15 protein-coding genes are annotated in these 13809 nt (G+C 67.9%); 7 read left to right on the top strand and 8 right to left on the bottom strand.

Features of this window, described 5'->3' with window-relative positions; all coding sequences use genetic code 11:
* Nucleotides 1-169 precede the first annotated feature (169 nt).
* Nucleotides 170-1042 carry an alpha/beta fold hydrolase gene (locus NS6_RS10480; RefSeq protein WP_068040038.1) on the bottom strand — a complete coding sequence of 291 codons (873 nt, stop codon included), beginning with the start codon at nucleotides 1040-1042 and terminating at the stop codon, nucleotides 170-172.
* 133 nt (nucleotides 1043-1175) lie between these two features.
* Here NS6_RS10480 and NS6_RS10485 point away from each other — a divergent pair, with 133 nt between their 5' ends.
* The gene (locus NS6_RS10485; protein ID WP_068040040.1) at nucleotides 1176-1952 is read left to right on the top strand and encodes an AraC family transcriptional regulator; all 777 of its coding nucleotides are present in this window, start codon (nucleotides 1176-1178) and stop codon (nucleotides 1950-1952) included.
* A gap of 4 nt (nucleotides 1953-1956) precedes the next feature.
* On the opposite strand, the gene NS6_RS10490 is transcribed toward NS6_RS10485, so the two are convergent.
* Nucleotides 1957-3120, bottom strand: coding sequence for a YhgE/Pip domain-containing protein (locus tag NS6_RS10490; RefSeq protein WP_068040042.1), 1164 nt, complete (start codon nucleotides 3118-3120; stop codon nucleotides 1957-1959).
* A gap of 176 nt (nucleotides 3121-3296) precedes the next feature.
* Between NS6_RS10490 and NS6_RS10495 the strand changes: the two genes are divergently transcribed.
* The 4 genes from NS6_RS10495 to NS6_RS10510 all read left to right on the top strand — a co-directional run bounded on the left by NS6_RS10495 (nucleotide 3297) and on the right by NS6_RS10510 (nucleotide 6135).
* Nucleotides 3297-4382 carry an NAD(P)H-dependent amine dehydrogenase family protein gene (locus NS6_RS10495; RefSeq protein WP_068040044.1) on the top strand — a complete coding sequence of 362 codons (1086 nt, stop codon included), beginning with the start codon at nucleotides 3297-3299 and terminating at the stop codon, nucleotides 4380-4382.
* A complete protein-coding gene (locus NS6_RS10500; RefSeq protein WP_068040046.1) occupies nucleotides 4372-4884 on the top strand; it encodes a carboxymuconolactone decarboxylase family protein in 513 nt (170 codons plus the stop codon). The genes NS6_RS10495 and NS6_RS10500 overlap by 11 nt, the downstream gene beginning before the upstream one ends.
* A 248-nt stretch (nucleotides 4885-5132) precedes the next feature.
* Nucleotides 5133-5429 carry a hypothetical protein gene (locus NS6_RS35760; protein ID WP_084470917.1) on the top strand — a complete coding sequence of 99 codons (297 nt, stop codon included), beginning with the start codon at nucleotides 5133-5135 and terminating at the stop codon, nucleotides 5427-5429.
* A complete protein-coding gene (locus NS6_RS10510) occupies nucleotides 5422-6135 on the top strand; it encodes a phosphodiesterase (RefSeq protein WP_068040074.1) in 714 nt (237 codons plus the stop codon). The genes NS6_RS35760 and NS6_RS10510 overlap by 8 nt, the downstream gene beginning before the upstream one ends.
* 18 nt (nucleotides 6136-6153) lie before the next feature.
* On the opposite strand, the gene NS6_RS10515 is transcribed toward NS6_RS10510, so the two are convergent.
* Nucleotides 6154-6903: an NUDIX hydrolase gene (locus NS6_RS10515; RefSeq protein WP_281211407.1), complete on the bottom strand. Its 750-nt coding sequence runs from the start codon at nucleotides 6901-6903 to the stop codon at nucleotides 6154-6156.
* Nucleotides 6900-7547 (bottom strand): transcriptional repressor LexA, encoded by a 648-nt coding sequence (lexA, locus tag NS6_RS10520; protein ID WP_084470964.1) that lies wholly within the window; start codon nucleotides 7545-7547, stop codon nucleotides 6900-6902. Before lexA ends, NS6_RS10515 begins: the two co-directional genes overlap by 4 nt.
* Before the next feature lie 172 nt (nucleotides 7548-7719).
* Here lexA and NS6_RS10525 point away from each other — a divergent pair, with 172 nt between their 5' ends.
* The gene (locus tag NS6_RS10525; protein WP_068040076.1) at nucleotides 7720-8178 is read left to right on the top strand and encodes a GNAT family N-acetyltransferase; all 459 of its coding nucleotides are present in this window, start codon (nucleotides 7720-7722) and stop codon (nucleotides 8176-8178) included.
* Nucleotides 8179-8193: 15 nt separating this feature from the next.
* Complete coding sequence (locus NS6_RS10530) at nucleotides 8194-9036, top strand: hypothetical protein (protein WP_068040077.1); 843 nt, start codon at nucleotides 8194-8196, stop codon at nucleotides 9034-9036.
* Nucleotides 9037-9045: 9 nt separating this feature from the next.
* On the opposite strand, the gene NS6_RS10535 is transcribed toward NS6_RS10530, so the two are convergent.
* Genes NS6_RS10535 through NS6_RS10550 form a run of 4 tightly spaced genes read right to left on the bottom strand, consistent with a single transcriptional unit; the run spans nucleotide 9046 to nucleotide 13805 of the window.
* A complete protein-coding gene (locus tag NS6_RS10535) occupies nucleotides 9046-10017 on the bottom strand; it encodes an SCO2521 family protein (RefSeq protein WP_068040079.1) in 972 nt (323 codons plus the stop codon).
* Between the two features lies 1 nt (nucleotide 10018).
* Nucleotides 10019-11026, bottom strand: coding sequence for an SCO2522 family protein (locus tag NS6_RS10540; RefSeq protein WP_068040081.1), 1008 nt, complete (start codon nucleotides 11024-11026; stop codon nucleotides 10019-10021).
* The gene (locus NS6_RS10545) at nucleotides 11027-11944 is read right to left on the bottom strand and encodes an SCO2523 family variant P-loop protein (RefSeq protein WP_068040084.1); all 918 of its coding nucleotides are present in this window, start codon (nucleotides 11942-11944) and stop codon (nucleotides 11027-11029) included. It lies immediately after the preceding gene.
* A gap of 10 nt (nucleotides 11945-11954) precedes the next feature.
* Nucleotides 11955-13805 (bottom strand): SCO2524 family protein, encoded by a 1851-nt coding sequence (locus tag NS6_RS10550; protein WP_068040086.1) that lies wholly within the window; start codon nucleotides 13803-13805, stop codon nucleotides 11955-11957.
* Nucleotides 13806-13809 lie beyond the last annotated feature (4 nt).

Raw genomic sequence — 13809 nt, forward strand, 5'->3', positions numbered from 1 at the left:
CCGGGCGCCGGCGGTCGACCCGGCCCGGATCCGCCAGTCGATCGCGGCATTTGGTCGAGGTACGCGTGGCTACGGCAGCACGCTCGATTCGCCACGTCGCCGACCGACCTTGCTGCTTAGCGTGACGGCCGGTTCGCCACCGTAGGGGTGTCGGTACGAATAGTGCCGGTCACACCGGCGCGGGTCGGTCCAGCCAGCGCAACAGGCTCGCGGTGACCTCGGCCGGCCGCTCCTCCATGAGGAAATGATCGGCATCCACCAGTACCAGCTCGGCGTCGGGTATCCGTTCGGCGAGCTCCTCGGCGGTGCGCAGGGAGATCGCCCGGTCGCGCGTGCCCCAGATGACACTGGTGGGGCAGGCGATCTCACGCAGCCGGGCACCGAGTTCGGGTCGTATCCGGACCTCGTAACCCGCCCAGAAATGCGCGTACCAGCGGCGGCCGGCCGGAGTGCGCAGCATGTCGAGGTAGCGTGCCAGCGTTTCCCGGTCGAAGCTGCCGTTGCGCAGGTAGCGCGCCAATCCGATCCGGTGCACGAGGTGTACCGGCGGTGTGGCCAGCAGGCGGCGGATCGGGTGGTGCCGGGCGCCGACAGTGAACGCGCCGAACAGCAGCCGATACGGCGGGGTGAATGTGCGGTGCGCCCGCGAATTCAGGATGGCCAGCCGCCGGACCCGATCGGGGTGGCGCTGGACGAAACCGAGGCCGAGGAAACCACCGTAATCGTGGCAGGCCAGATCGGTCCGTTCGAGTCCCAGGGCGTCGAACATCCGCGCGATCCGGTCGACTTCGCTGTCGTAATCGCAGGACAGAGCGGTATCGCGGGCGGAGTCGCCCCAGCCGAGCCAGTCGGGGGCCAGTACTCGCCGCCGCGCCGACAGCGGGCCGATCTGGTGCCGCCAGGCCCGATGTGATTCCGGCCAGCCGTGCAGCAGCACCAGAGGGTCGCCGGTGCCCGCCTCGGCGTAGCACAACCGGGTGCCGTCGACCGTCGTCTCCTTCAGCTCCGGTGCCGCTCCCCGGTCGATCCGATCTGTGGTCATCGCCGTCTGCCTTTCTCGTTTCCGGGCCGGCTGTACCGGGAGAATTTCCGGCGGCCCGGCCGGGCCCGATCGCGCTGCTCACCGGCACCGGAAAGATGCCGCTCCTCGATCCCGCGCCGGTATCGTCGCGCATATGACACAGGCGGCACTTCCGGAAACGTGCGCTGCGCCGACGACTACGGCCAGGCTGTGGGTGCGGCTCGGCCACGCTGTCTACCTGGGGCCTGGGCTGGGACTGGATGCGCATTCGACTGCCATACCGTCGCTCGGGGTCGGGATCGATGCGCCGTTCCGGGTCCGGGCCGGCGGGTTACCCGATATCACCGCCCGCAGTTTCCTTTTCCGGGCCCGGGTCACGCATCACGTGGTGGAGTCCCAGGGCCGCATGTTGTTCTGTTTCTTCGATCCGACCAGCACCGCGCTGTCTCGCTGTCTCGGCGGAATGACCCGCCTGGCCGGGGACTATCCCTACGCGCACCGTCGTGAAGCCGATCTCGTGGCACTGTGCCACGAACCGGAGCCGGATATCGAGCGGCTACTCGACCTGGCCAGTATCCCGGTGCCCACCATTCGGGACGCCCGGATCGCCCGCGCCGCGAGCCGGATCCGCACCGATCCCGCCCGCTCGCACCGGGCCGATGAAACAGCCCGCGCCGCAGGGCTTTCCACCTCGTACTTCCTGCGTACCTTCGCCGGGCAAACCGGGACCAGCTTCCGCCGTTACGTCCAGTGGGCACGGATGGTGCATATCGCCCGGTCCCATGCTGCCGGTCACGACCTGACCCGGGCGGCGGCGGATGCCGGGTTCGCGTCACCGTCGCATTTCAGCGATACCTTCCGGGCGATGTTCGGGCTCACCCCCACGGCATTCACCCGGATCGGCGGGGATCTGCGCATCATCGAGCAGTAGGGCGTTATTCGCGAATGACCTCCACCGGGTCGCTGAGTGCTCGAGCCAGCGCCGCCTGTTGCGCGGCGCCCGCGGGCGCGATCGCGGCGGCGGCCTCGGTCGTATGGGTGCCGAGCAGCGACACCATGTGCTGGAGCCGGCCGATTCCGCTTTCCAGCAGCTCGGTGGCGCCGAGAAGCTGTGCGACGCCCTCGTCGGCGCGCCCGGGAATATCCTCGGCGAGCGCTTTGCCCCGGTCGAGCTGATCGGAGATCGAGGTGAGGCGGCCGCCCAGGTCGTGCAGGGTGGTGCCCAGCCCCGCATCAGGATCCGTTACGGTGCCGAGTTGCCCGGCGGGAGCATCCAATTGCGTGGTCACCTGCCCGGATACGTCACGGACAGCCTGGAGTTTCGCGGTGATATCGGCGATCGGCGCGGTGTCCGCGCCGGGCAGGCCGCGTAAGACTGGCAGTATCCGGTCGAGTCCGGTCGTCGTCGCGGCCGCCGCCTGCCGTGCGTCGCCCAGCGTGATCTCCGTGGTATCCAGTGCCGTGCCGAGCTGCTCGGCCTGCTCGGCCACGCCGTCGAGTGTGGATGTCAGGGAGTCGATCGCCGAAGATAGCTGGGCCACACCGAGTTCGGTGATTTCGACGAGAGCCGGCAGCTGTTCCGACCCGACGCTGAACTGTTCGGTGCCCGCCACCGCCGCGTCCAACCCGGTGCCGAGCAGTTGGGCGGTGAACTGTGCCGACGAGATATGAGTCCGGGCGCGGGCGGTGGCCTCCAGTGCGGTCGTGATCCCGGCGGCGCCGATCTGCCGGGTGACGGTCGTGATCGCGCCCTCCACGGTGGCGTTCTCGGCGTTGTCGTGCATTTCGACGGTGATCCGGGCGCGGCGCGGTGAGTTACCGGCCAGGGTCGTCATGGCGTCGGTCAGGTCCGCGGGCAGGGTGATGACCGCAGCGTAACCGCCGGTATGCGCGGGTTCGGCGGACAAGATGTGCCAGTCGTAGCCGCCGGCCTGCTGTACCGATTCGAGAACTCGGTCGCCGGTCGGCCCGGTGTCGGTGTTCACGAGGGCGATACCGGTCGGCGCAGTGGAGACGCGAGTGCATGCGGTGACACCGGCCGCGGCACCGATGAGGACTACGAGACTCACAGATGCCGCCCGGACATGGGTTCCGATCACAGACCGGACAGTACGGCTGCTTTTTGGGAGGACGGTCTGGCGCCGGTGAGGGTTCGGTAAGGATTTCGGCGGAATCGGCCACCGCCTCGACCGGGCCTGGACAGCGGGCGGTTCCCGATCGCGCGGAAACCGACGATTCCGGCCGCACTGAACCAAGCGCTTGCTAGGATTCGGCGATGATCTCCACGGTCGTTTGGGGGACGGGCAATGTGGGCCGCGCGGCGATACGCGCGGTCGACGCCCATCCGGAACTGATGCTGACGGCCGTGCTTGTGCACGACCCCGCGAAAAAAGGACGGGACGCCGGCGAACTGGCGGGCCTGGACCGCACGCTCGGTGTGCCCGCCACCGTCGATATAGACGCTGTCCTCGCAGACAGGCCCGGTGCCGTGGTCTACGCCGCGTCCGGCGATATCCGGCCCGATGACGCGCTCGCCGATATCGTCCGCGCCGTAGGCGCCGGGGCCGTGGTGGTGACACCGGCCCTGTACGCCCTCTACGACCAGCGCGGCGCGCCCCCGGAAATCCGCGAACCGGTACTGGCCGCCGTCGAATCCGGTGGGGGATCGTTGTTCGTCTCCGGGATCGACCCCGGCTGGGGTAACGATGTCCTGCCCGTACTGATCAGCGGTCTCGGCAGTGTGGTCGAGGTGGTGCGCTGCCAGGAGATCTTCGACTATTCCACCTACGACCAGCCCGATTCCGTCCGCTATCTGGTGGGTATGGGTCAACCCATGGACCAGCTGCCGCCGATGGTGGCGCCCGGTGTGCCGACCATGGTGTGGGGCGGACAGGTGCGGCTCATGGCCCGCGCGCTCGGGGTCGAACTGGACGAGGTCCGGGAGGACGTGCAGCGGTTACCGCTGGAGGCCACGATCGAGACCGCGACAATGGGCAGTTTCGTGGCCGGCACTCAAGGGGCGATGCGTTTCGAAGTGCAGGGCATCGTGGCGGGGGTGCCGCGGATCATCGTGGAGCACATCACCCGTATCCACCCGTCCTGCGCACCCGAATGGCCCGCTCCGCCCAACGGGTCGGGCGCGCACCGGGTGATCATCGAAGGGCGACCGCGTATCGAGGTCACCGTCGAAGCCACCGACGAGGGCGGCAACTACGCGGCCGGTGGTAACGCCACCGCCGTCGGGCGCCTCGTCGGCGCCATCGACTGGCTGGCCGACGCCGCGCCCGGTCTCTACGACGCATTCGACGTACCGCTGCGGCCGGCCGCCGGCCGGCTGGGAAGGAACAGCCATGCGAGTTGACATCCCCGAAGGCAAGGACCCCATCGGCTATGTATGGGGCGAGATGGTGCCCGGTATCGGCACCGCCGCCTCGAAGTTTTCGCTGGCGGTCTACGAGCACACGACGCTGGGACTGCGCGAATTCGAGGCCGCACGGCTACGGATCGCGCAGATCAACGGCTGTATCTTCTGCCTGGACTGGCGTACCGAACGCGACGGGCAGAAGGTCGAGGAGGGATTCGCCGATGCGGTGACCGACTGGCGCGTATCGGCCGAACTCGACGATCGGACCCGGCTGGCCGCCGAATACGCCGAACGCTACGCCCTCGACCACCACAATCTGGACGAGGACTTCTGGTCCCGGATAACCGAGCACTACAGCCAGGCCGAAATCGTGGAGCTCAGCATGTGCCTGGGATCCTGGCTCGCGTTCGGGCGGCTCAATCATGTGCTCGGACTCGACGCAGCCTGTGTGCTACCAGGGCATTCCGGTGGTCCGGCCGGCGCCCGCCCCGGCGCCTGACCCGGAATCACCCGCGCTGGGTACGGCTGGACGACAAGTGCACCGGACAACCGGGTGAGCGGCCTCACCGGCAGGGAGCTGCCGCAGTTACGCGACGCTTTCCGACGCGGAACCGGCAGGCCGGCCCTCCGCTGGTAACCGGCGCCGGTGGCCCCGCCCGGTACCGCGAATCCGGCTCCGGCGTCGGCGGGCACGATCCGGTCCACGAACAGGTGTGTCACCGCGCCCGGACCGGGTAGCCGCCGGCCATGGCTACTATCGCTCCCTTACCGAAAGAACGTATCGGCGCACCTCCTTGCGGGGTGGTGACCGGATCTGATCCGGGTATCGGGCGGGCCGTCGCGGTGACACTGCCCGGCGGCGGCGGGCCCGGTCACATCGACGAGGTGGCCGCGTTGCTCGCGAACCCGGCCGCCGGAGGTGCCACCGGCGCCGCCCACCTCGCCGACGGCGGGATGGCGCACACGGATCCGCACACCGGTCGGCTGGTCGGCGACGAGATCCGGCGCCGTCCCGGTGCGGTTCAGGAGGTGGCCGATGCGTGATCCGATCACGCCCGTTGTACGGACCGCGTTCGATACCGGCGCGCGGCTGCGGCATGCCCGTTTCTTCCACCCCCGCGGTATCCGCCTTGCCGGGCGGTTCCGGGCCGAACCGGAATTCCAGGAGCTGTTCGGCAGCGGTGATCGCGCGGTGATCGCCCGCCTGTCCAAGGGCACCGGCACTCCCGGCACCGTGCCGGATATTCTCGGCATCGGTTTCCGTGTCCTCGCGCGTGACGAACACCCCTGGGATTTCGCGCTCGCCACCACCGGCCGCGGCATGGCCGGCCGGTTCGTGGTGACCCCCGCCCGTGGGTGGTCGCACGCCCGGTACGGATCCCTGCTGCCGTACCGTTTTCCCGATGCGAGCCTGCGCTGGATCTTCGCCGATCCGGTCGGGCCGCACCCCGGCAGCGCGGCGCTCGGGGAACTCGAACAGCACCTGCGCGATCACCCGTTCGATTTCGAGATCACCGCGGCGGGTTTCCGCTCACGCCCGCGGGTGGTCGGTGAGCTGGCCTTACGACGGGCGGATCCGGAGGAACACCGGACGGATTTCTTCGATCCGATGCTCAACCATCCCGAGGACGTGCAACCAGTGCCCCGGGTGGTGCAGCGGATCCGCGAGGCCGCCTATACCGGTAGCCGGCGCGGCCGCGGCGTCGAGGACCGCGAAACCGGGCGGGCTGCCGGTACGATCTCCGGCTGATCCGGGTACTACGGCTCGTCAGTGATGGGTCCAGTCCGGCTGCAGGAAATGCGCGACCCGGGCCGCCTCGGACCGCCGTCCGAGCAGGACGACCTCCCGGAACTGCCAGAGCATCGCGCCCGTCGGCGCGTGGATGGTCATATCGGGGGCCAATCGCATCTGCAACAGGCCGGTCTCCGGAGTCGCCGGGGTTTCTGTATCACCGCGGCGAACCCAGTGCGGTGTTCCTGCGGCGGCCAGGCTGTGCAGATCCACGAAATGTACGGAGTGCACTTCGTCGGCGCTGGGTTCCAGGTCCGCGATATTGCTCAGTGTTGTCACGATCGGAGTGATGGCGAAGCCGGAGGCGGCCGGGAAATCGTCGAGAACCCCGAGCATATCGGCGGGATCGGCGACGAGACCGAGTTCTTCGTGCAGTTCGCGGGCGGCGGCCCGTTCGAGGGTTTCACCCCGCTCCACCCGGCCACCCGGCAGACCCCACTGCCCGGCATTGCGGCCCCGGTAGGCCCGTTTGATGACGATCACCGCCGGCCCGGCACCGTTGTCCACCACGCATAATGCCACCGCCGCGCGGCGGGTCGCCAGATCGCCCGGTACGGCGATACGTTCGAAGGTGTTCAGCCGGGCGCGGGCGAGCGTGCGGAATTCGTCGATACTGTCGGGGACCCGAGGTCCCGGGTCGGCGGCCATGAATTCGATCATGCCCCATCGGTGCGGGGCGCCGGCCGCCGCCTCCGGCGCCCACACATCCGCCTCCGGCACCGTCACATCCGCCGCATCACCGACACCACCTTGCCCAGCACTGCGGCGCGGTCACCGTCGAGGACCGGATAGGCGGAATTGCGGGGTTCGAGATAAATATGCCCGCCGCGGCGGCGATACACCTTCACCGTGGCCTCCCCGTCCAGCATCGCCGCGACGATCTCACCGGACTGCGCCTCGGGTTGCTGCCGTACCACCACCATATCGCCGTCGCAGATGGCGGCGTCCACCATGGAATCCCCGCGCACCCGCAGCCCGAATACCGTGCCCCGCCCGACCAGTTCCCGCGGTAGCGACAATACGTCGTCGATATGTTCCTCGGCGGTGATCGGGGAACCCGCGGCGATATCGCCGACCACGGGCACCGCCACGGCATCCTCCCGATCGGCGAGGCCGCTCTGCCCGGTGTTCAGGAACAACCGCACATCCATGGGCCGCGCCATTCCGGCACCGCGCCGCAGAAATCCCTTCTCCTCCAGGCTTTTCAGATGCCTGGAGACCGATGAGCCCGACCGCAGGCCGACCGCGGCGCCGAGCTGACGGGTACTCGGCGGATAACCGTGCCGGATCACCCACTCCTGGATGGCCGCGAGTATGCGGCGCTGACGGTCGGGCAGGACGGAGGTGTCGAGGTGGTCGTATTCGGTCACCGGTGCATCGTATGGCCCGGTACCGACGACGATTGCGGCGTGCGTCACCGGGTATGCCGGAAACGGGACCGGCGGGTCACGGAATCATTTCACCGGGCCTCTACACTGACGCGGTCGAGAGTTGCGTTCTAGGCGGGAATCGGACGGCTTTTGCCCTGGCATGAGGGAGCACATGGATATCGCGGAGGCGCCGCAGCCGGAGTACCGGCAGGCCCGGTTTGCCGACCTCGAGGCCATCGCGGCCATCGAAACCGAGGTGTTCGCGGAGCCGTACCTGTACCTGATGTTACGTCAGCTCTTCGAGCTGCACGGGGAGGAATGGCTGGTCGCCGAAGTGGGGGGCACAGTCATCGGCTACGCGTTGATGCTCGAAAAAAAGAACAAGGCACTCCTTTTCACTTTCGCTGTGGCCAAGCGGCATCAGGGGGCGGGTTACGGGCGTGGCCTGCTGGACCACACTCTGCAGGTAGGCCGGGAACGGGGTATCGCCAAGCTCTACCTCACCGTCCGGCCGGACAATCATCCGGCGAGGAGCCTGTTCAAACAGGCCGGTTTCACTCCCCGCGACCACGACGAGACCTACTTCGGCGCAGGCGAACCCCGCGATGTCTACGACTACCTTTTCCCCTGAGCGCTAGACTGTGTCATGAACGAGATTCCGGCGTTCGTGAAAACGGCGTCGATCCGGATCCGAAGGTACGCAACGGCTTATACCGAACTCCTCGATCAGCAGCGGCATCCCGGCCGGATGACACTGGACGAGCTTGGCACCCGGGTCGAGGCGGTACTCGACGAATACGATCCGCCGACCGCACGGCGTAAACATTCCGGCACCCTGGTTTTCCCGCATCTCTATGCCGCCGCCCGGAATCCGGCCGAGGACGAGGAGGAGTGGCGGGTCCCCAGTGCCGTGGTCGCCGCGCTGATCGCCGCGGAGGTGGAATTCCGTGGCCCCCTGAAGCTCAGCAGCCGCCAGAACACGCTGCTGGCCGAGGAATACGAGCGGATCGGTGCTCAGCTGGCGCAGGCCCGGCTGGATACTCATGCGGCGCTGGCCTACCGGCGGGCCGTAGCGCTGTACCGGATCAACGAGGACAACGAATCCGAGGACCGCTGCGGCCTCCTGCTTGCTCGAGCCGAGACCCGTTCGCTTCCACCGGGATTGCGGCGCTGGGCGGGATTCGGATCGGATGTGCTGTGCGGGCATGGCTACCGGCCCTCCTGGCTGCTGGGCTGGGTGGTCGCGCAGATCACGGTATTCACCGGGATTGCGCTGGCCCTGCCATTGGAGAGCGGTGGAGAAGAGGGATTGGCGACCGGTGAGACGGTCTACCTGGGCGTGGTGAGTTTTCTGAGCCCGCCGGGGTTGGACGATGCCGGTGCACTGCCCGGCGCCGGGCAGGCGTTGTTCGTGCTGGAGGGGTGGGCGGGCGTCGTATCGATGTCGGTGTTCTTCGCACTCCTCGTGCGCAAATGGTTCCGGATGTAGAACCCGCGGCTACCAGCCGGTGTCGACCTCGTTGTGCCGCAATGTGTAGAGCGTCGCGACGGCGATATTGTCGCGGAGCCGCCCGACCAGGGTGGTCCACTGCTTGTTGAATCCGGGGTCGTTCTGGAACTCCTTCCACAACGCGCGCAGCGCGGGTGGGGTATGGGCACCCGGCATCCACAACCCGGTGAGATGTTCGAGTGCGGGAGCGAGAATATCCATCCGCTCACTGCTGTGCAGGGCGAAGCGGTCGGCTTCGTCCAGTAGATCCGCCATCACCGTCAGCAGCCAGTCGTGGGCCGCAAGATCTTCACAGAACCGTTGCGCCGCAGCGATATCGGCTTCGTCGCGCAGGATCAGGCGGACCGACCGGACCGTATCGTCGTCCAGATGCAATGAGGCGGCAGGCCCGGCACTTCCGCCGATCCGCGCGGCCCAGCGCAGCCGGGTCTTACCGGCCTGGACCGGCGGATTCTGATCGAGCTGAGGGTGGGCGCGTACCCGGTTCAGCAGGCGTTCCCCGACCGAGGCCAGATCGAGCTGCTCCGTACGCGGTGCCTGGGTGAGATAACCTTCCGCCAACTCGTTTCCGGCGGCTTCTCGTTCCGGGATGCGGGTGATGACCTCCGTGACACCCTTGCGGCTGATGTAGTGCGACCATGTCTGCCGCCGGCGTTCGCCGGCCCGCAGAATCCGGGTGTGCGCCGACGATTGCAGCACCCGCCCGCCGGTCAGCGAAACACTGGTGGCGACCGTCCCCACGATCCGCGCGGTCTGTTCGCCCAGGGCCAGGTCGCAATCGACACCTACCGCCGTGGTCGGAGACACCCCGAGGGTGCCCGGCCGCTCCCGCCAGCGCACCTCGCGACCCGGCATCAGCGCCAGCAGATCACCCGCCTCGGCGCGGGCCAGTGCGGCGGCCGAGGGGAGCAGACAGGTGTGCACCTCGCCGAGAACGACCAGGGGAGTGGCCGATACCATCTCACGACCCGTCGAGTAGTAGGTGCGACAGCCGCTCGCTGATCTTGCGCGATACGGCCACCGGGATCTCATCGGCGGCGCCGGCGGCGACGACCTGCTCGACCACATCGTCGTCGAGGTCCAGGTGATCGAGTACCAGCCGTACTGCGTGCTCGATCCCGATATAGCGTTTCGGCAACATCGACAGCGTCTTGTAGGCCGCAAACGGCGCCGCACCGGGCCGGAGTTGTACGACCGGCGGAACTTCGTGCCAGCGGCGCGGCCAGGGCTCGCCGCGCCACTGTTGCGGAACCACCACGGGCGCACCGTGATACCGCAGCATGCCGAGGCGCAGCAGGTGCCATACCGCAGCCAGGAACGGACACGACCATTTGGTCTCCGTGCGACCGGCCACCACCTGTTTGCTCCAGAGTTGCACATCGAGGAAGATCGAATGCTCGCGTCGGCCGAATTCCTCCGGGGGCTGATAGGAGCGGTCGCGCATGGCCATCGCCTTTTCGTGCTCGGACGAGCGGCGGCCATTGCACAACCAGCCCGATTCCACGGTGGGTGGCCGTCTTCCGGTCTCGGGCGGTGCGGGCTCGGCCACGATCCGCGCGGCCACCATTTCCGCGATCGGGATCGCTTCGCCCGACGGTACGCCGTCGGCGAACGGCGACGTCTGCCAGCAACCGGATTCGCGGGCGAGGTAATCGATGGTCAAACCGGCCGCGTCGGCCGCGTTCAGAAGTTTGCGCAGGATTTCGGCGGGGTCGGTATCGGGCTGGAAGTAGTCGTCGATCAGATAGCAGGTGCTGACCCGGGCGCCGGGACCGTATTCGACCCGCGCCGATTCGGCGAAGGCCGCGACCAGCGGGACGATACGGCGGAACTCGGCCTGCACGCGTTCCGGATCGCCGGTGATGTCGTTGAGATAGAAATGTCCGACCTCGATCGACAGATGTGACAGGGGCACCGGCGCGATCCGCGGCTGTTCGGTGGCCTCGCTGTATGCCTGCGCATCACGCATCTATTGAAGCCTCTCCCACATGGCGGTATCGACGAGCAGATGGGCGAGTTCGGTGTAGGCCGACGCGGTCCCCGGGTTGGCGATATGGGCATTCACATCGCTGTCCAGGATCAGCTGCTCGCGCCACTGCAGAACCGGTTCCATCGGGGTTTCCCCCAGAACGGCGGTGGTGCCGAGCCGGTTCGCGGTTGCGAGCCGGCGCAGCGCCACATCCTGTTCCTGCAACCAGGCCGCCTGCGCGGCCCGCTGCGCGACCGGATGCGAATCGCCGTGGGGTACGGCGGTGCGCACATAGCGGGTGGATCCGAGCAGTTCCGCCGGATCGTGCCCGCAGACCGACCCGGTTTCCAGCAGGCCGTGCGGACCGTGCACCAGCCCGGCCGCGGCGAGGATGTGCTGGCGGGTCCAGCGGTGGAAGATCAGCCAGCGGGTGGTGCGGTTGCGCAGCTGCGGCAGCGCGGTGGCCTGGAGGGCGAGCTCCAGGGCGACCGACCGGCCCGCGCTCAGATCGACGAACACCACCCGGAATTCCTGCTCCAGCGCGACCAGCAGTTCCGCGCACCTGGTCACCACGGCATCGCTGGTGGTGAGGAATTCGGCGCCGCCTTCGTCGCCGGGGAACAGCACCAATCGCCCGGCGCGAGGCCCGATGCGCTTGAGTTCGGGGCGGTCGGTGGCGGTGCCGACATCGACTCGGGCGGCGGCACCGGTCTCGCCGAGCAGGTAGGAGTGCACACCGCCGTCGGCGACCCCGCGTTCGACCGCGCTGATCTCGTACAGCGCACCAGCGGTGGGGGAACCGAAATCGAAGTCGACGTAGGCGACGTTGCGACCGGTGAGGCACAGCCGGTACGCGAGGTTGCAACTGGTCACCGACCGTCCGGTGCCACCTTTGTCGGATGTGGAGAAAATCAGCACCTACGCCGCCTCACCGGGTCGCGTCCTGGCGCGCGTAGGCCAGTTCGTCGAGCTGGACCAGTGCCTGGGTCGCCAGGCTGTACGCCGTGCCGGGGCGTTCGCGCAGCACACTGCGGGCCCGGTCCAAAGTCTGCCGGATCCGGTTGACCGCGGCCTGTTTCGGCGTCAGATCGTTGCCCTCGACCTCGAGCTCTTCCTGATTGAGCAGATGGTCGGCCTCACTCATCAGGTCGATGGCTCGGTCGACCATGCTGGGTGGTGCCAGCGGTGGTTCGCGGAAGGTGTCGTAGGCGATCACGAGACACTCCATGATCCGTTCGGTGACGAACCAGGAGGGGCCCGCGGCAGGCGCCACCGAGGGGCCGAGCAGGGCGACCGGGTCGTCCCATAGTCCGGCTGCCGGGCCTTCGCGCAGCACCCGCCGGTCGAGGTGGTCCATGGCCGCTTCGGCGAGTGCCATCAACTGATCGCGGGTACCGACATCGGTACGCAACCGGGCGGCCTGCAGGCAGCGTTTCAGCATCATCGTCACGAAATCGGGCACATACCAGCGCAGAGGGGCGCCGCCGCTGACGTCCTCACTACCGGAAAGACCGAGCCGAACACCGGGATAGTGCAGGATCGCGGCCGGGTCTCCGGCGGTGAGACGGCTGGTGATGCGGCCGCGGCGGGCGAGCTGGTCGAAGACGGCGACCGTACGCGCGAGATCCTCGGTGCTGTCGCGGTAGACGAGGTCCTGGATGAGCATCGCGGTGACGGTGAGGCTGAAATAGTCCGATTCCTCGCCGTCGGAGGTACGCCACGGGATGTCCTCGAGCGGCCAGCGGCCGCCGCCGAACTGGGCCACCGTCGACCAGTAGGTGCGTGCGAGTTCGAACCGCAACTGTAGGGCGTCGGCGAGTTTGCGCTGTTCGTCGGTGAGCAGGTCGAGCTCCCGGATGCGCTGAGAGGAGAGGTCGCTGATACCGTCCAGCGCCACCGCAGTGAAGTACAGGTACGGGCGGGGTTCGGCATACCCCTGAATCCGGCCGACCGTGCTCGGGACGAAATCGATGGGTTCGGCGGTGCGGACGATTCCCCAGCCCCAGCCGCATTCGAAGAGCCGTTCGTCGTCGGCGACATCCACCTCGCTGGCCTGGCTGAGGCGGACCTCGTTCGCGGCCTGCACCCGTAACCGTTCCAGCCGGGCCGACAGTTGTGCGATCACCTCGTCGTCGGGTGCGTGATTCTGGTTGATCATGTGCAGAATGGACTGCCCGGAAGCGGATTTCGGCTCCGGGGTATGGATGACGAAGCTGCGGACCAGGCCCGCCATCGCGGCCGTCAAGCGAGCGCCGACCGCATCGATCACCTCCGGAATCCGCTCGCTGAGGCGGCGTGCCTCGCGCCGCACCTCACCGCTGACGAAACGCTGGTAGCCGCGCAGGAATCGCAGCGCCGCGATACAGAGGCTCAGCGACATCGAATAGGAGTCGACCACCTCGAGTTCGAATTCTTCCGCGGTGAGCGGTCGGTCCTCGGTGGGGTGCAGGTAGCTGCCGGCAGCGAAGACCGGGTCGCCCTCCGGGCTGGTGTAGCGCTGCAGGTAGTCCTCCAGGAGGCCGACCAGGACGCCACCGATCCGGGTCTCCTCGCCGAACGGTTCGAGGGCCAGGAGTGTATCGGTGGCCACATAGTTCGGCTGATCCACGGCGAATGCCTGGAGTTCGGTGGCCGGATACAGCAGGCACAACAGTTGTTCGGCGTCGCTGATGGAATTGGCGCCGTCGCGGCCGCCCCAGCTCCATTGTTCGTCCCGGTAGCAGCAGGCGAGTACCGCCTGCCACAGATCCAACAGCTGCTGCCGCGGCCTGATTCTCATGCTC

Source organism: Nocardia speluncae NBRC 108251, assembly GCF_001613245.1.
Taxonomy (GTDB): domain Bacteria; phylum Actinomycetota; class Actinomycetes; order Mycobacteriales; family Mycobacteriaceae; genus Nocardia; species Nocardia speluncae.